At 40.0% G+C, this 17,968-nt stretch carries 13 protein-coding genes and 1 pseudogene; 12 read left to right on the top strand and 2 right to left on the bottom strand.

Features of this window, described 5'->3' with window-relative positions:
- Positions 1-193: 193 nt before the first annotated feature.
- Positions 194-1,708 carry an OprD family porin gene (locus CQA63_RS08715; RefSeq protein ID WP_104700432.1) on the bottom strand — a complete coding sequence of 505 codons (1,515 nt, stop codon included), beginning with the start codon at positions 1,706-1,708 and terminating at the stop codon, positions 194-196.
- A gap of 36 nt (positions 1,709-1,744) precedes the next feature.
- Positions 1,745-3,121 (bottom strand): CitMHS family transporter, encoded by a 1,377-nt coding sequence (locus CQA63_RS08710; protein ID WP_104700433.1) that lies wholly within the window; start codon positions 3,119-3,121, stop codon positions 1,745-1,747.
- Between the two features lie 369 nt (positions 3,122-3,490).
- Between CQA63_RS08710 and CQA63_RS08705 the strand changes: the two genes are divergently transcribed.
- The 12 genes and pseudogenes from CQA63_RS08705 to CQA63_RS08650 form a co-directional block, all read left to right on the top strand.
- Entirely contained in the window at positions 3,491-4,921 is a 1,431-nt protein-coding gene (locus tag CQA63_RS08705; RefSeq protein WP_233706654.1) for an O-antigen ligase family protein, read from the top strand.
- Positions 4,896-5,993, top strand: a complete 1,098-nt coding sequence (locus CQA63_RS08700) for a glycosyltransferase family 4 protein (protein ID WP_104700434.1) — start codon at positions 4,896-4,898, stop codon at positions 5,991-5,993. Before CQA63_RS08705 ends, CQA63_RS08700 begins: the two co-directional genes overlap by 26 nt.
- A gap of 283 nt (positions 5,994-6,276) precedes the next feature.
- The gene (locus CQA63_RS08695) at positions 6,277-6,987 is read left to right on the top strand and encodes an LPP20 family lipoprotein (protein WP_104700435.1); all 711 of its coding nucleotides are present in this window, start codon (positions 6,277-6,279) and stop codon (positions 6,985-6,987) included.
- Between the two features lie 19 nt (positions 6,988-7,006).
- Positions 7,007-7,579 (top strand): HP0838 family lipoprotein, encoded by a 573-nt coding sequence (locus CQA63_RS08690; RefSeq protein WP_233706655.1) that lies wholly within the window; start codon positions 7,007-7,009, stop codon positions 7,577-7,579.
- Between the two features lie 67 nt (positions 7,580-7,646).
- On the top strand, positions 7,647-8,624 hold the full coding sequence (argF, locus tag CQA63_RS08685) for an ornithine carbamoyltransferase (RefSeq protein WP_104700443.1): 978 nt from the start codon (positions 7,647-7,649) through the stop codon (positions 8,622-8,624).
- Positions 8,624-9,052, top strand: a complete 429-nt coding sequence (locus CQA63_RS08680) for a DUF2603 domain-containing protein (protein ID WP_115511871.1) — start codon at positions 8,624-8,626, stop codon at positions 9,050-9,052. The genes argF and CQA63_RS08680 overlap by 1 nt, the downstream gene beginning before the upstream one ends.
- Before the next feature lie 12 nt (positions 9,053-9,064).
- Entirely contained in the window at positions 9,065-10,441 is a 1,377-nt protein-coding gene (hemN, locus tag CQA63_RS08675) for an oxygen-independent coproporphyrinogen III oxidase (protein WP_104700437.1), read from the top strand.
- Between the two features lie 8 nt (positions 10,442-10,449).
- Positions 10,450-11,751: a (Fe-S)-binding protein gene (locus tag CQA63_RS08670; RefSeq protein ID WP_104700438.1), complete on the top strand. Its 1,302-nt coding sequence runs from the start codon at positions 10,450-10,452 to the stop codon at positions 11,749-11,751.
- 100 nt (positions 11,752-11,851) lie between these two features.
- Positions 11,852-12,679, top strand: a complete 828-nt coding sequence (cheP, locus tag CQA63_RS08665) for a cheVAW transcriptional regulator CheP (RefSeq protein ID WP_104700439.1) — start codon at positions 11,852-11,854, stop codon at positions 12,677-12,679.
- A 626-nt stretch (positions 12,680-13,305) separates the two neighbouring features.
- Positions 13,306-14,745: an aspartate ammonia-lyase gene (gene aspA / locus CQA63_RS08660; RefSeq protein ID WP_104700440.1), complete on the top strand. Its 1,440-nt coding sequence runs from the start codon at positions 13,306-13,308 to the stop codon at positions 14,743-14,745.
- 96 nt (positions 14,746-14,841) lie between these two features.
- Positions 14,842-16,599, top strand: a complete 1,758-nt coding sequence (locus CQA63_RS08655; RefSeq protein WP_104700441.1) for an anaerobic C4-dicarboxylate transporter — start codon at positions 14,842-14,844, stop codon at positions 16,597-16,599.
- 156 nt (positions 16,600-16,755) lie between these two features.
- Positions 16,756-17,968, top strand: a pseudogene (locus CQA63_RS08650) (cache domain-containing protein); the annotation flags it as partial.

The raw sequence follows: 17,968 nt of genomic DNA, 5'->3' as shown, positions 1-17,968 counted from the left end.
AGAATCACCGCCTGATTCCCTAATACATTTGCCACTTTGTCAGCCCTAGATGGGGTGACAAGGACTGAAGAAACTAAATTATCTACTAGAGAAAGGGAATGGGGACAAACTTCATCACTTAAACACTTCCCCTTAAGGGAGGGGGAAGTGTTTAAGGAATCCTTAGAGAATAAGAATTTGCGGGTTTGCGTGCTTAAAATCCCAATCGCAATGTTGTTTGTGTCTTAAAGAACTGAATATCTCCTGTGAAAAATGCACATGTGAAAGAAGCCACAAGGTTTTTCATTAGGGTGTAGTTTATCGATGGAGCTATTTCCATAAATGTAGCGTCTATAAAGCTTGTTTTCCCCCCTGAAAGTGTGCCATTATTGTTTGTGGTGCTTAAGTCAATGGTGGCTTTCTCTGGTTTCATCACATTAAGCACAGGGAAATGGTTATCGCCAAATATATAGCTCACATCTAAGCCCACGCTCCACGCAGAGCTGATTTTATATTGCATTGCTGCATAAATAATCCCAATGCTCGTGTTTTTAAAGCTCCCTGAGCCAAAAATCCCTAATCCATCATAAGTGGCTGTCATATTTCCATTCCAAAATTTGCCCGCAGTATCTATACCGCTTTTATGAGCTAGAAGCACACCATAACCTTGTGCAAAGCTCCCTAGAAAGCCTAGTTTGCTAGAGAGGGAGTTGTTTTTGTAATTTATTTGTACATTATACACTCCTCTATGTTGCGCGCTAAAATCCCTAAATTCCCTATTTAAATTGCTAAAGACTTCTGCTCCATTGTGTCCTAGAGTGATATATGGGTCTTTATTCATTCCTGCAAAAGCCGCTTGAGTTAAAATACCTATGCTATGAGAACCAAATTTAAATTTATAGCCAATATCCCCCAATGTCATAAAGTCAAAAAGATTCCAAATATTTGCATACACGAGATTAAAATGCAATCCCCCCGCTATATCTTTGCCATAAATATGGAGCATACTTAAATTATTCCCAATACCTATTGCCGAAGTTTGTTGGTCAGCTACGCTAGAAGTGCCCTTCATTGGCGCTCTCCTGCGGACATTATAGGCTATGTGGTCCGTCATCCAGCTCTCAAAGGCAGCGAGGTTATAGCCTAATTGTGCTTTAGAGCTAAATTTATGTTGGAGTTTTATTTGCCCGCCTAAGCCTAAATCAAGATCTTTATTTGTTAAGGGTGAGACTATGTTCATTCTCCCTACATCAATTTTGCTTTTTAGAGAATCCCCCTCTATATCTTTGCTTATATACATCGTCGCGACATTAAATCTATCTGCAAAGTTATTATTAAAGGCAATGCCCCTTGCTCCTTGTATATCCCCATGACTTACCCTACCTTGATCTATCGCGCTTGAGCCTTGAGCAAAAAGCACGCCACCTGTAAAGCTATACCCATATGCTTTGCCTGTAGTGATGTCAAGCTTCGCCCTATACTGCCAAGCTGAGCCACTGCCATTATCCCCGCTAATGCTAGAATACCTCCCAAATGCAAACCCTTTCGCACTTACATTTTGCAAAAAGTCTTGCAAGATAGAGCTTAAATTGACCTCACCACTTCCATTTTGGACTTCCTTCTCTCTAGTTTGCTCTTTATTTTGGGGGGCTACTTCTAAGGGTTGTGCGCCTAAAGCTTGACTTATGCAAACAAAACTTGTAAATAAACCTAATGTGTATTTTTTCATGCGATTCTCCTTAAAGTGTAATTTGGATTTATGGGGCTAGAATGTGAAGATTCCCCATAATGCTCCAAAAATGAGACAAATAATACTAATACCCCATATCCAAAAAAATGAAGTTTTAATATGATCCCTAATGCTCACTCCAGCAAGCCCGCAGCCAAGCAGTGTAGCAGGGACAACCGGGCTAATGAAAGTCGCGCAGTTACGGCAAACGCACATAACAATTCCCAAAGCCACCGCGTCAATGCCAAAGGCAGCACCGACACTTGCGACAATAGGCAAGATTCCATAAAAATATGAATCTGTGCAGAAAATAAGTGCCATAGGCACAGCTAAGACCCCTACGGCTATAATGAGGTATCCACCGAGGGCATCTGGCATAAAATCAAGTATGGTTTGAGCCATAAGTTTCATAATGCCAGATTTGTCAAATACGCCTATAAGCACGCCTGCTGCTAAAAGCGTTGTAGCCATCATCATCGCCGCACTTGAAGCCTCTTTGATGACTTTGTCTTGTTTTTTAAGACTAGGGTAATTAATAATAAGCGCAATTGCACTTCCAATCATAAAAGGAAAATAGCTAGGCAGCCCAGAGCTAAAAAGTAATACCAAAATCACAATGCCCAAGATACAATTTAACCAAAATCGATCATCTCTTTTTAAGTCGCTTTTATCATTATTGTGTTGTGCAAAGGATTCAAATGCCTTTTCATTCGCCCCTAGGGCAATTCTTTTACTCTCTATATAGCCCATAATAAGCGCGATACATAAAGCCAAGATAAGTCCCACAATCTGCATAGGCATAAGCTTAAAATAAAGCCATGTCGCATCTACTTCTGTGATCGTTGCTACACGCAGAGTGGGACCACCCCAAGGGAGGAGATTCATAACGCCCATACTGGCTGTAAGTATGAGCATAAGGGTTGTAGAGCGGATATTTAGCTTTTGATAAATAGGCAAGAGTGCGGGAATAGCAATTAAAAATGTAGAAGCCCCAGAGCCATCAAGATGAGCAATGCAGGCTATCACAACGCTTAGAATCATCACGCCATAAATATTATTACCACTTCGTGCTGTGAGGGCGTTAATGATTTTTTCAAACATACCCGCTGCACTAAGAGTAGTGAAAAAAAGTATAGAAAATATAAAGAGCGCAGCCGTAGGGGCTACACTTGTAATACCCTTTTTGATAAAGCCTGCAAGTTCATTCAAGGTAAAGTCTCCCTTAAGCCCCAAAGTTTGCCCAATATGCAAATGCACACCAAAGGCGTTGAGAGATTCCACACCCACAAGGGAAAAGCCCACAATACTTGATATTAAAATAAAGGTTACTTGTGGGGAAGCCTTATCTAAAAGTAATACAACAACCATAGCAATTAAGCTAGCAAATCCAATTAAAGCTAAAATAGTGCTCAAAATTATCTCCTTGTTATTTTTTTAATATGCTTTACGATATTAATAAATATTTATTTTCGGGTAATTTAGTAGCAATGTATTGATGATTTATAAGTAGTTGTATATTTTTGTAACATTTAGCAAGGATTTTTGCATCGTGTTACATTGGTTTTAGGGGCAATAAGGAGTTGGCAAATACATGTTGATGTAAAACTTTATGTTATACTCTGCCTTTTATTTTCCTTAATAGATTGTATTTTGAGATGAGCCCTGTGTAGGCTTTAGCACCCTTAAGGGCACATAAAGAGGCTTAAGTGTGCCAAGCTATCACAAGCTTAGAGGTGGGCAACTTTAGGGAGTTGGTATTGATTTTGTATTCTAGGAGCTATTTTGAACATTACACATTACCTGAGGACGTATAACCAAGAAATCACACTTATTTTGTTTTGCGTAGGTATGGTGTTTTATGCTTTAGGCTTATGGGGCTTTACTAAAAGCTTTTCCACACAGAGCTTCTTTCATTTAGGCGGGCTGCTTTTTATTGCCTATAATTACCGCTCCTTTCGCCTTAGGGCATGGCGGATTTTGGCTCTTCCGCTGCTTTGCTTTGCTATGGTTACCCTCTTGGGTCTTGTAACGCTTTTTGATGAAGTGTGGCAACGCAAAACTTCTGTCGTTCTTAAATCGATTAATCAAAATATTTTGGGCTATTGTGTGCTTTTTGTGCTTGTGTTTTTATATGCTATGTATGCTAAGCTTAGATGTGTTTTATACTTTTTATGCTTTTTTGCCTTGCTTTGTTTTATTGAAGTGTGCTCTACAATCTATTTGGGCATACATCATGGGTTTTTTAAAACAATCTCCAATGTGCCCTTTTATTTCAAGGCAGTATTTACCTATAATATATGGCTTCTTGCCCCAGCGGCAATATCTTTAGCAGGCATACTTGCCCTCAAGCAAAAGTATTTAAAAATTTTGAGTGCGCTTGGGCTTATATTGACTTTCATTGCTATGTTGGCTAATGGCGAACGTAGCTTTTTAGTAGCTTTATTGGCTATGTTGTTTGCTCCATTTGTGTTTTGGCATTTTAGGCATAAGCTATTAATGCTTGTGGGTGTATTGTGTGTGTTTATGGTATGTCTTTGGAGTTTTTATCATATGTCTAAAAGTCTGCCTGAAAGATATAACTTTGCTCATATGCTCGATAATTTTTTGATTGTATGGGCGAGTGCGCCTATTGAAATGGGGCAGTTTGATAAATCTTGTTTTAAGAAGCAAAAATGGCTTACTTGCGCGCAAGAGAGCATAGAGATTGGTAAAAATGAGATTAGCATAGAGCATTCTGCCCTCTCACGCATCAATATGAGTAAATCTACACTTTTAGCGCTCCTTGATGAGCCCTTTAAGCCCCATATTGTGGGGGTATTTCAGATAGGTGAGTATCTTTGGCATTACTATAATCTCAAAAATCATCAAAACCGCTCTTATATTATCCAAAACGATCCAGCAAATAAAGAAACAAATGGCTACAACCACCCGCATAACTTCGCCCTAAGCCTCGCATTTTCTTATGGAATCTTTGGTTTTATCTGCATTGTCATTTTTCAAGGGTTTGTGCTTTATAGTGCATATCGTGGGGTTTGTGCTCAAAGTGATTATAAGAAGTTTTGGGCTTTGGTGTTAGGGGTTTTTGCTGTGGGAGTAATGGCTCAAAGTGTTTTTGACGCCTTTTACACGGGGATTTTGCAGTGTATTTTTATTGTGCTTGGTATGCTTGTAGGGCTTGGGTGGAGAGATGAAGATACTGCTTACCATAGGTGATATAAGTATCACAGGGGGTGCGGAGCGAGTGTGTGTCAATCTCGCCAATGCCCTAAGCCAAGCAGGGCATAGTGTGGAGATTCTTAGCTTTTTTAGAGCAAACAAAGCCTTGCCTTATGCTATAGATAAGCAAGTAGCCCTGCATATTTGGCATAATGAGGCAGAATCCACATATACCCAAAAGCAATATAGCCATTTTTTCTCTAAGCTTTATCATAAAAATTTTTATAAGTTTTTCTTAAGTTTGAAGATATGGAGAACTTTTCGTGGTTTTGATGCCATTATTGCTAATTGTGCCACTTACACGCCCTTTATCAAGCATAAACACACACATTACTGCAAGCTTATACATCTCAATTTCCACTCCTATCATAAACGCAATAACTTTTTTCACACACTGATTATTCTCTCTCCCGCAGAGCGCCACATTTGGGAGCGATACCATAAACATATTGCCATAATCCCTAACTTTATTCATATCCCGCCACAAAGCGCAGATGTTTGTGCCCCTAGAATCTTATCCGTTGGGCGTATGGATAGCGGGGATCAAAAGGGCTTTTTACGTCTTGTAGATATATGGGCAAAGGTGCAAGATGTAATCCGCACTTCATATCCGCAGCTTCAATCTTGGCAGCTTGTTATTAGAGGTGATGGCAGTTTGAGGGGCGCATTAGAGCAGAAAATCAAAGATAAAGGTTTGCAAGATTCTATAATCCTTCAATCCTTTACCCAAGATATGCAGGCAGAATATTTGCAAGCAAGTATTTATGCTATGAGCTCTCATTATGAGGGGCTGCCTATGGTGTTAGCAGAAGCAAGTAGCTATGGTTTGCCTTGTATTGCCTTTGATGTCCCAACAGGTCCTAGTGATATTATCAAATCAAATGTAAGCGGGTATTTGATAAAAGATAGCGACTATAATGCCTATGCCCAAGGGCTTATTACACTTATGAATAGCCTAGAGTTAAGGAAAACTATGGGCGCTTTGGCAAGGGAGTATATGCAGGAGCGTTTTAGTAAAGATGTAATTTTGCCTTTATGGGAAGAAGTCCTTCAAAAAGCTAAAAGGTAAGTGTGCCTTGCTTTTGCCTTGCGAGGTAGGCTTGCCCTCTTGCAATGGTAATTATGTTGTCACCTCTTGCGGGCGGGCGTGAGAGCTGATAAAAGACCTAAGCCTGCCTCATAGAGAAAACTTATAAGTAAGCCAACACATCTCCACAAATTTTATCCACTAAATTTATCCGCCAAATTTTATCTACCAGATTTACCTGCAAGGCAATAAAGTAAAATATAGTAAATCCAATTTGGAACATTCCTTGCTTTAGCATTATCAAATTTATTTCAAAGGAATGAATATGAAAAAAGGTTTGCTTAAAAGTTCAGTTGCGGCGAGTTTCGCTCTATTTGCCTTAAGCGGGTGCGGAGATTTGCTGAATGTTGGCGGTGATAGCGGGAGTGGGGCTGCAAATGGTTTAGTGCCTCCGAGTGCAAGTAATCAACCCATGTATGCGCCTATCCAAGCGCCTACTTACCCCCCAATGCCCGGATATAATACAAATCCTAATCTCATTTCTCGCCCTGCAAATAATAATCAGAGGATTAACACCCTTGTGGTAGAAAAGGTTGAAGTCCCCGGATATAATAATTCTGTAGAACCCAAATTTGATAGAGATAATGACTACATAGGGCGCGGCGATAATACGACCATTCCCAATTCTCCTATGCTCACACCGGAAAATGAGATTGTTTTAAGCGCTGTAGGCATAGGCGTATCACCTGAAAATTCTATCTCGCCCTCACAAGCATTTGCTATGGCAAAGAGAGCGGCGATTGTTGATGCGTATCGCCAAATTGGGGAAAAGATGTATGGTATTAGAGTAAATGCACAAGATACCGTGCGTGATATGATGCTTCAAAGCTCGACGGTTAAAACAAAAGTGCAAGCCCTTATCCGCAATGCTGAAATCCTTGAAACCGTGTATAAAGACGGCTTATGCCAAGTGAATATGGAGCTTAAGCTTGATGGCAGGATTTGGCATAAGATTCTCTCCAATGGACGTGCGTAGCATTAGCTAGGAGAGGAGAGTGAAAGCTATTATAAGGAGGCTGTGTATAGGGGGAATGCTATGGCTTTTCCCATTACTTTACACTTCTTGCTCCTTATTGCAAGAGAGCTTTGAAGCTCCCATCGCAGAGCACCAAGAGAGTGTCGTGCTAGAACCTACAAAGTTTAAAATCCTTCTTATTGATACCCCGCAGATGAAGTTTTATGACTTTGCTTCAATTAAATATAGCAAATCAAGCAAAAATATCACTATTGATTTTTACAAGCTTGGCAAACCTATCTCCACATTGCTTATCAAGCAAAAAGAGATTTGTATGGCTAAAGAATGCACCTCTAAATGGATAGCAGCACGCAAGTTTTTTGGCGAGGTGAGCTATCCTGATTTATTTGCTGATATTTTGAACTCCCATGATATTTTTGATGGCGAGGGTAAGCGTATAGCAAATAATGGCGCATTTGTGCAGTGGTTTGTACGTGGTGGGCAAGAGTTTTATTATGAACGCAGTAAAAACAAGGTGCTTTTTAAGAATCTTAGCTTAAATATTACCATAGGCATTGAAGATTACATCATTCCAAAAAATGAACAAGATTAAAACTCCCTTTGTATTTTTTAGATACAATCTCGCTTTTAACCAGATTGGGGGTTAGATGATGAGAGCAATCAGACATTTTCTTACTTTAAATGATTTTAATAAAGATGAACTCTTAAGTATGCTTGATTTAGCCTTAGAGCTCAAAGTTCAGGCTTTGCATGGGCAAGTGCCGCCTTATTTAGGGGGTAAGGTGCTGGCTATGATTTTTGAAAAAAGCTCCACACGCACACGTGTAAGCTTTGAAAGCGGTATATATCAGCTTGGTGGGCATGGGATTTTCCTCTCTCATAAGGATATACAGCTTGGACGTGGCGAGCCTATTAAAGATACAGCACGGGTGATTAGTTCTATGGTTGATATGGTAATGATGAGAACAGGCGCGCACGAGAGGCTAGAAGAGTTTGCAGAAGCTTGCTCTGTGCCCCTCATTAATGGCTTGAGTGATGATTTTCACCCTATGCAGCTTATGGCGGATTATTTAACGATGATAGAATGTGGCATTTATGTGCCTCATTTCCATGCACTTTACCCTAAAGAGGGAAGGATACCCGTTGTGGCATATATTGGCGATGGCAATAACATGGCGCATTCGTGGATTAATCTTGCGGCTATTCTTGGCTTTGAGCTTCGTATCGCTACTCCTGAAGGCTATGCACCTAAAGATGCTATCCTCTCACGTGCACAAGCACTTTGTGCTCAAAGTGGCGGTAAAATTATTGTAGGCAGGGATTGCAAGGAGGCGGTGAGTGGGGCAAATGTTGTAACCACTGATACATGGGCATCAATGGGGCAAGAAGAGCAAAAAAAGGAGCGAGAAAGAGCGTTTGCGGGCTTTTGTGTGGATACAGCAATGATGAAACTAGCAGATTCAAATGCTATTTTCTTACATTGCTTGCCTGCATATCGTGGGCAAGAAGTCAGCGAAGAAGTAATTGATGGGGCTCAAAGTCGTGTATTTAGAGAAGCTCAAAATCGACTTCACGCCCAAAAGGGCGTTATGCTCTACCTTGCTAGAGTGAATAATATCCCCTTAGTGAGAGTGTAATGAAACATTTAGAACAAGATAAATGGCTTGATGAGACAAGTGAGAATCTAGGCGTGCTGCATAAGCTTAAAGATGATACGATGATTCTCTCTATGGAACGTGGAGGCTTCTCTAAAGAGGATTTGTGGTTTTTAAGCGATGATGATGGGGAAGAATATGTAGTCTTCCCTAAAAATGTCTTCTCAAAGCTCCTTATGCGCATACGAGATATTCAAGAGGAGAGGCTTATTATGATGCTTGAGAAAGATATTATCTTGCAAATGCCCATTGACTTTGATGATGCGATGGTAGTTGCTAAAAGTGCCTTAGAGTCGTTGCGCTCAAATGATGGGAATCTCCCTGAAATTAATACATCTATTCTTGCAAAAGATATTAAAAAGAAATATCCTAATTTGTTTTTTGACATTGATTATTTGCGTAAAAAATAAGGAGTATGGGCTTTGAGTGAAAAGATTGATTTTAATGCGTTTGTGAAATATTCAAAATCTGCCCCCCGTTATACAAGCTACCCTACCGCAGTGGAGTTTAAGCCCACATGGGATTCTAACGCATATACCCAAGCCCTCAAACGTGCAGATAACTCACTCCTCCCGCTCTCTTTATATGTGCATTTGCCATTTTGTCGCTCTGCGTGCTACTTTTGCGGGTGTAATGTTATCTATACCAGTAGAGAAGAGAAAAAGCAAAGATATATAAGCTACTTACAAAAAGAGCTTTCCATCCTTAAGGATACAATGAACACCCAGCGCGAGGTCGTTCAATTTCATTTTGGTGGAGGCACGCCTACATTTTTTAACGCAGAGGAGTTGTATGCAGTTATTTCCCTTGTGCGGGAGACTTTCTGCCATTTTGCTCCGCATGCAGAAGTGAGCTGTGAAATTGACCCTCGCTTTTTCACACGCGAGCAAATGCAAGTTTTAAAGGATAATGGCTTTAATCGCCTAAGTTTTGGCGTGCAGGACTTTGATTCAAAAGTGCAAGAAGCCATACATAGAAAGCAAGATATACAAATTGTCCAAAATGCCATATCTTTAGCACGTGAATTTGGCATTAACTCTGTGAATTTTGACCTCATTTATGGACTGCCTTTTCAAAGCCTGCAAAGCTTTAGCCAGACATTGCAGCAAGTTGTGGATTTAAGCCCTGATAGATTGGCTATTTTTAATTATGCACATCTGCCATGGATGAAAAAAACCATGCGTAAAATTGATGAAACCACATTACCCACTCCCGCTCAAAAGCTTGAGATTTTAGAGCATACCATTACATTTTTGCACAATCATGGCTATGGTATGATTGGTATGGACCATTTTGCAAAAAAAAGCGATGAACTCTACATTGCTAAGCAAAATAATCAGCTTCGCCGTAATTTTCAAGGCTATACTACGCGTGGATTCTCCCAAACCATAGGCATAGGGCTTACAAGCATTAGTGAGGGGTTAGATTATTATTCACAAAATTATAAAGATATGCAAGCGTATGAAAATGCCCTTGATAGTGGTAAATTACCTGTAGAGCGCGGTGTTATGCTAAGTGAAGAAGATATTTTGCGTAAAGAAGTGATTATGGGGCTTATGAATAATCTCTGCCTTGATTTTGCTCCCATTGAGCAGAGGTTTCATATTGATTTTAAGACATATTTTGCTAAAGAGTTAGCATCTTTGCGTGAATTTAGGGAGCTTGGGCTTATAGAGATAAATAAAGAGGGTATTTATACCTCCCCCACAGGTGGTATGCTTATACGCAACATCGCTATGGTATTTGATGAATATTCCTTTGTGCAGCAAGATACAAAGCGATTTAGTAAGACTATTTAGGGTAGATTATGCTTGATTTGCAAAGTGTGGCAAATGCGTGTGTGAAATGTGGCAAGTGCATACCTCATTGCACGATTTATATGGTAAATCGAGATGAAGTTACGTCTCCGCGCGGGTTTTTGGATTTGCTCGGGGCATATAAACGGGGGGATTTAGCACTTGATTCTACAAGTAGAGATATTTTTGAATCTTGTTTTTTATGCACTACTTGTGTAACGCACTGCCCCTCAAGCCTGCCTGTTGATGTCGCCATAGAATCTGTACGTGTGGATATAGCCCAAAAATATGGAATCGCATGGTATAAAAGGGCATATTTTTTCCTCTTAAGACATCGCAAGATAGCAGATATAGTTTTTAGCATAATGTCTTTTATTACCCCATGTGCCTTTAAGCAAGAGAATGGGCGCTTACTTTCGCGCTTTAAGCTTTTTAGAGATGAGCATAATAAGCGCACGATAAGGTCTGTCTTCCCCACAAGACGCAAATCTTTTTTACAAACTTATAGGGGTGATATACCCTCATCTTCTCCCACTTTGCTTGCTTGTAATCTCACACATAAGAGAGTAGCTATCTTTATTGGCTGCTTGAGTAATTATAATTACATAGAGGTAGGCAAAAGTTTGCTTGAGATTTTAGATAGGCTTGGCATTAGTGCGTTTGTGCCCCATTTGCAGGAATGCTGCGGGGCTCCGGCGTTTTTTACCGGTGATGTAAAAAGTGTAGCACATTTAGCAAAGAAAAACATTGCGTATTTTGAGAGCTTTTGGGATAGCATAGATGCGATGATTATCCCTGAAGCAACCTGTGCAGCGATGATTAAAAAGGATTGGCTCCATGCTTTGAGTGATGAGCCACAATGGCAGGAGAGACTAAATAAACTCTTGCCTAAAATCGATATGGCAAGTTCTTGGCTCTTTCATCATACGCAATTAGAGCAGATTTTACCCCAAGATTTTAGCAAGCAGCATATTACATACCATGACCCTTGCCATGCGCGCAAAGTGCTAGGTATCCATAAAGAGCCACGCGCACTTTTGGCTAAAAGCTTTGCTTTAAAAGAAATGAGTGATTCAACCCAATGCTGTGGTTTTGGAGGGATTAGTATGCAAACTTCGCGTTATGCCTTGACATTAAAGGCAGGTAAGCCTAAGGCAGAAATGATACAAGCAAGTGGTGCGGATATTGTGAGTGCAGAATGCGGGGCATGCCGTATGCAGATTGATAACTCTCTTGCTCAGATTCACTCCAATGTGCGCTTTGCACACCCTTTAGAGCTTATCGCACAAGCCATAAGAGATGGGAGGGGTTAATTTTGCTTTATTTGCGAAAAAAATGCAGGAATTTGATATTTGCACAAGTGGTTTTTTGTTATAATCCTACCAGTGGCTATATTTCTCTAAAGGACGCCAAATGAATGAGCTTCTGCTTAAGACAATCGACAATCTTCCTCCATTACCTGAAACCGTGATGAAATTGCAGCAGTATGTGGATACCTCTGGCTCAGAAGTGCAGATACAAGGCGTGGTTGATATTATTTCAAAAGACCCGCTTTTAACAGGAGAGCTCCTTCGTTTAGCAAATTCGCCTTATTATGGATTCTCCCGTGAAATTTCTACACTTAATCAAGTCGTTTCTCTCCTTGGCATTAGTAATATAAAAAATGTGGTAATTGCTAATTCTTTACGCGGGGGATTTAAGGTTGATGTATCTCCGTATGGCTTAAATACGCAGGAATTTTTGGGTAATTGCAGTAGGGAGGCGGACTTTATTTCAGAGTGGTTTTCTCAAAGTGATAAAAAGCTAGCTCAAGTGCTTGTGCCTTGTGCTATGTTGTTACGTTTGGGCATGATGCTTTTTGCTAATACATTAATCCAAAGCGGCAGAGATAAAGAATTTTTAGCCGCGCTTAAGGCGATTAATTTTAGTGATGTGGGCTCTGTGGAGACAGAATTTTATGGCTTAGATCATTTGACTTTTTTGGGATATTTATTTGACCATTGGAAGTTTGATGAAGTGCTTATAGAGAGCACGGCATATATCACTATGCCACACGCTGCTTCTGATGATGTGAAGAAAAACGCATATGCCTTAGCGGTTACGACTAAACTTTTTGACCCATATCAAGGTGGAAGCGAATATAATGTTGAAGATGCGATTGCCTTAATTAAAGAGGCAGATACTCAAGGTATCAAGCTCGGCTTGCAAAGATTCCTTGAAATTCTCCCCAAAAAGAAATAGAGAAGGTATTGCTAAGATTGCTTAGTATAGCGGGTAAAACTGCTTTATCTTAATATATGTCTTATTGTCAAAATGTACTTTAGATTATCTCCCTTGGATTATGTCGCTTTATAGATGATAATAAGGACAAAATTGCCTCACAGAGGAAGTGATTTTGTCGTTACAAAAATGAGCGAAGTGCAACTAAAGAATCTTGGTGCGCTTGTCAGTCTTTGGGCTTTTGAAGCGCGAAGAATCTCTCTAAGCCATTAAAGACTCCCATCTCTTGTCATTCCCAATCCTCGCTAGGGGGTGAAGAATTGCTGTGCGCCCATAGTAATTCTCTTGAGAAGAGTCTCTAGTAGGTAAAAGCAATTCTTCGCCTCCTACGTTCTCTCTAGGCGTTCTCTCTAGGCACGACAAACTTTGCTACCACTTGGGGGCAGAGATTTTCGCCTGTTTTACAGGCTAAGATATGACAATAAGTCCAATCCGCAAGGCAGCTTATCTTACACAATAAGTCAAATTATATCGTTTAGATTTAAGTTTGATTCTGCCAATAAATCTCAAAATAGCTTTGGGGTTATACATAAATTTATACAAAATGTAATATACTTTAAGGCTTAAATTCATACAAAGGAGTAACCATGGGAAAACGTGTAGAGCATGACTTTATTGGGGAACTAGAGATTGAAGATAGCGTATATTATGGGGTGCAGACTTTTAGGGCATTGCAAAATTTTAATATCACAGGCGATAAGCTAAGCAGTTATCCTAGCTTTATCAAGGCTTTTGCACAGGTAAAAAAGGCAGCAGCCCTAGCAAACAATGAACTCAATTTGCTTGATAAGCAAAAGAGCGATGCGATTTGCAAGGCATGCGATAAGCTCATAGCTGGGGAATTAAGAGAGCAATTTGTGGTAGATATGATTCAAGGTGGGGCTGGCACAAGCACGAATATGAACACAAATGAAGTCATAGCAAATCTTGCACTAGAGATTTTAGGGCATAAAAAAGGCGAGTATCAATACTGCCATCCAAATGATCATGTGAATCTCTCACAATCTACTAATGACGCATATCCTACCGCCATTCATGTGGCTTTATATGATGAGCTTTCAGCATTGGCTAAAGATATGGAAGTACTCAAAGCTTCATTTGAAAAGAAATCACAAGAGTTCAAAGATGTGCTCAAAATGGGGCGCACACAACTTCAAGATGCCGTGCCTATGACCTTAGGACAGGAGTTTCATACATTTGCTGTGATGACAGGTGAAGATATAGCAAGGGTTTTAGAAGCAAGAAATTTGGTAACCGAAATCAATATGGGAGGTACTGCTATTGGCACGGGGATTAACTCTCACCCTGATTATCCTAAAATCGTGCAAAAGAAGCTTTGTGAAGTTACAGGACACCCCTTTCAAACAGCCGATGATTTGATTGAAGCGACACAAGATACAGGAGTATATGTGCAAGTAAGTGGTGTGCTTAAAAGAGTAGCAGTCAAACTCTCTAAGGTATGTAATGACTTGCGGCTTTTAAGCTCTGGACCACGTGCTGGGCTTAATGAAATCAACTTGCCCAAAATGCAGCCCGGTAGCTCTATTATGCCCGGGAAAGTAAATCCTGTAATCCCCGAAGTGGTCAATCAAGTGTGTTATGCCGTGATTGGGAATGATGTAACCGTTAGCTTTGCAAGCGAAGGCGGGCAACTTCAATTGAATGTGTTTGAACCTGTAATTGCTTATGGCTTGTTTAACTCTATCTCTATGATGCGTAATGCTATGCTCACTTTAGCAAGCAAATGCGTTGATGGTATTAGTGCGAATGAAAAGGTGTGCAGTGATTTTGTGTATAACAGCATAGGCATTGTAACCGCACTTAATCCATACATTGGCTATGAAAATTCTGCATCTATTGCTAAAGAATCTTTACAAACAGGCAAACCCGTTAAAGAAATAGCCCTAGAGAGAGGGCTTTTAAGCAAAGAGCAGCTTGAAGAGATTTTCCAACCAAAAAATATGCTTAATCCTCACATGAGTGCCGAAGATAAGGCGAAATTCCAAAAGCATTCACCTTTTGCATAAAGTATGCCAAACTTGGCATAGGCTAAACTTAACAACACTTTAAACCTCTAGTGTTTTAAGGTGTTGTGGCATTTAATTTTATTACAAAGGAATGTTATGGAGTTTGTTTTGCTTATTTTGCAGGTTATTGTACTGCTTGGAGCGATTTTTATTGGTATTAGGCTAGGGGGTATGGCTATCGGCTATGCTGGGGGATTTGGCGTAGTAGTGCTATGCCTTATACTTGGTATGAATCCGGGTGCCATTCCTTGGGATGTTATTTTGATTATTATGTCTGTAATCGCCGCTATTGCTGCTATGCAATTAGCTGGTGGTTTAGATTATATGGTGCAAATTGCTGAGAAGATTTTGCGTAAAAATCCTAAATATATTAACTACCTTGCCCCTGCGGTAACGTATTTTCTGACATTTTTAGCCGGCACAGGACATACAGCATTTTCGATGATACCCGTAATTGTTGAGGTAGCAAAGGAGCAGAATATCAAACCCTCCGCCCCACTCTCTATAGCCGTGGTATCAAGCCAAATTGCCATTACAGCTAGCCCTGTGAGTGCTGCTGTGATCTATATGAGCGGGGTTTTAGAGCCATTGGGTTGGAGCTATCCTACTTTACTTTTAGTGTGGCTTATTACAACCTTTAGTGCGTGTATGCTCTGTGCATTTGTGATTAATACATTTTTCCCACTTGATTTGAGTAAAGATGCTATATATCAGCAACGCTTAAAAGCAGGGCTTGTGAAGCAACCTCTAGGTGCGCAACAAATCCAACTCAAAAAGGGTGCAAAGCTAAGTGTGGGTATATTTCTTATTGGGGTATTTTGTGTGGTTATTTATGCTACTTCTATTTCTGATGTTGTGCGCAAGCCCATGCTTGCTTATTTAGATAAGCATATCCCCATATATATTGATAAAGAGCTAGATTCTATCCAAGCTAAAGGCTTTGCTAAACTCCAAATACAAGATGAGAATCTTATAAGTGAGGTAAGGGCTCAAATAAGCCAAGCCTTAGAATCTGCCAAAGTGAGTTTTAGAGACAATCAAACTTCCATTAAGGCAGCTCTGCTTGGGGCTGATAATTCAAGTTTAGAGGCATTAAAAATGCAGCTTGAAGAAGCACAAGGGCATATTAATGCCATAAAACGCACAGCGGAGAATGCCCCCGCACTTGATTTTATAGAATCTGCCCTAAGTGAGCTAAATGTCCATAAAGAGCATATCTTAGAAGATTGGGCGCAAAAAGAGGGGATATTTGCCACTTTGTGTAGCTTTGTTAAAAGCTATATTGACCCTGTGCGATTACCACGAGATGGGGCGATTATAAGCTTTATGCTTTTAATTGCAACCTTAATTACATTATGCTGCAAGGTGGAGAGTGGCAAACTTTTAGACCAGAGCACTTTTAAGGCGGGAATGACGGCATGTGTATGTGTTTTGGGTGTGGCATGGCTTGGTAATACATTTGTAGGCGGCTACAAAGATGAAATTGGCATTTTAGCCGCCTCTCTTGTAAAGGAATATCCTGCACTTTTAGCGGTGGCACTCTTTTTTGCAAGTATGCTTTTATACTCTCAAGCGGCTACGGCAAAGGCTATTATGCCTGTAGTGATTGGTGCATTGGGTATTAGCACTGCCAATACAGAATCAGCATATATTCTTGTCGCAAGTTTTGCTGCAGTTTCTGCATTATTTGTTCTCCCCACTTATCCTACTCTGCTTGGGGCAGTGCAAATGGACGATACGGGCTCTACAAGGATTGGCAAATATGTTTTTAATCATAGCTTTATCCTACCGGGCATTCTTGCTATTACTTTCTCAGTAACGCTAGGATTTATTGTCGCACCACTTTTTGCTTAAGCATTTGCGTTGAAAGGCTCTGCCTTTGGCGCAAGCTAAATTCTCATTATGATTACAATTCTACGCATACAAAATTGATAATTCCTAAGAATAGCTAGCTAGTTTATATCTTTTTGTTAGCATTTTAAGCTCTACAACTCACTTTAAGGATTGTCTATGAAGTTTTTCTCTCGTCTCAATGTGGGCTCTAAAGTCGCTTTTATCGTTACTCTGCTGGTTGTGGTTTGTATATGCGTTTTGACATTTTGCATTATTGCTACTTCTAAACATATCCTTCAAGAAGAAAACCACAGAATCTTACATCAGGCTTCTTATCGCTATGGCACACTTTTAGATGGAGTTGCTACAAGGATACAAGATACATTATTCGTGGGCGCTACAGCCATAGATACCCAAATAGCACAAAATAACATAAGCTATGATAGTTTCAAAAACATTGTGAGTGCCATTCCTAACAATATAGCAAGCATTAATTATGCGTATTTATATATACCCCAACTTAATAATCAAGGCGAAGTGCTTATCCTCGCAGAAGAGAGCGGAGTAAGGGGTGAAAATGCAAAAATCGTTCAATTCGAAGAGGCTATCAAGCATTTTAAAAGCATACAAGAATCTATTCTTCACAATAAACCAAGTCTCTCTAATCCCACTACCATTACTTTTCAAAACAAGCAGCTTTTTGCTCAAGGCTTTGCCGTGCCTATTCATGATAAAAATGGCAAGGCTATAGGGGCGTTGGGTTGTTTTGTAGATTATGCTGATATTGGTGCGCCACTTTTAGACGAGAGTGCGCGTGTATTTGCTAATGATCAACGTTTTGTAATCGATGGCAATGGGGTGATTATTATTAATCAAAATCCGCAATATATAGGTAAAAAACTTGATGAGGTTGTCCGCACGCAAGAGAGTAAAGATATCGTTACTGCTGCTGGAAGTGGAGAAAATGGCATATATCCGTATCTTACAGCCGCAGGGATAGAGGGTATAATAGGTATGCACACCATCACACCACTTCAAGGGAGTGAAAAGTATTGGAGTATTTTGTCTTATATCCCTAATGATTCTATCACTCGCTCTTTGGAGAAGCTTTTGCGCATTATCATTGTGTGCTCCTTAAGTGCGATAGTAGTGATTGCATTAGGGACTATATATTATCTCCGCACTTCTGTGGGCAAACGTATAAGGCTTATCTCCCACACACTCTTTGAATTCTTTAATTACCTCAATCATAAGAGACAAACACCACCTGAGCCTTTAAGGATTATAGCCCAAGACGAACTTGGTCAAATGGGATTAGCCATTAATGAAAACATACAACAAACCAAAATAGGCTTAGAGCAAGATGCCAAAGCCGTAGAACAATCTGTAG

It is taken from the genome of Helicobacter marmotae, assembly GCF_003364255.1.
Lineage (GTDB): Bacteria > Campylobacterota > Campylobacteria > Campylobacterales > Helicobacteraceae > Helicobacter_C > Helicobacter_C marmotae.
This window is presented reverse-complemented; position numbering and strand designations above follow the sequence as displayed.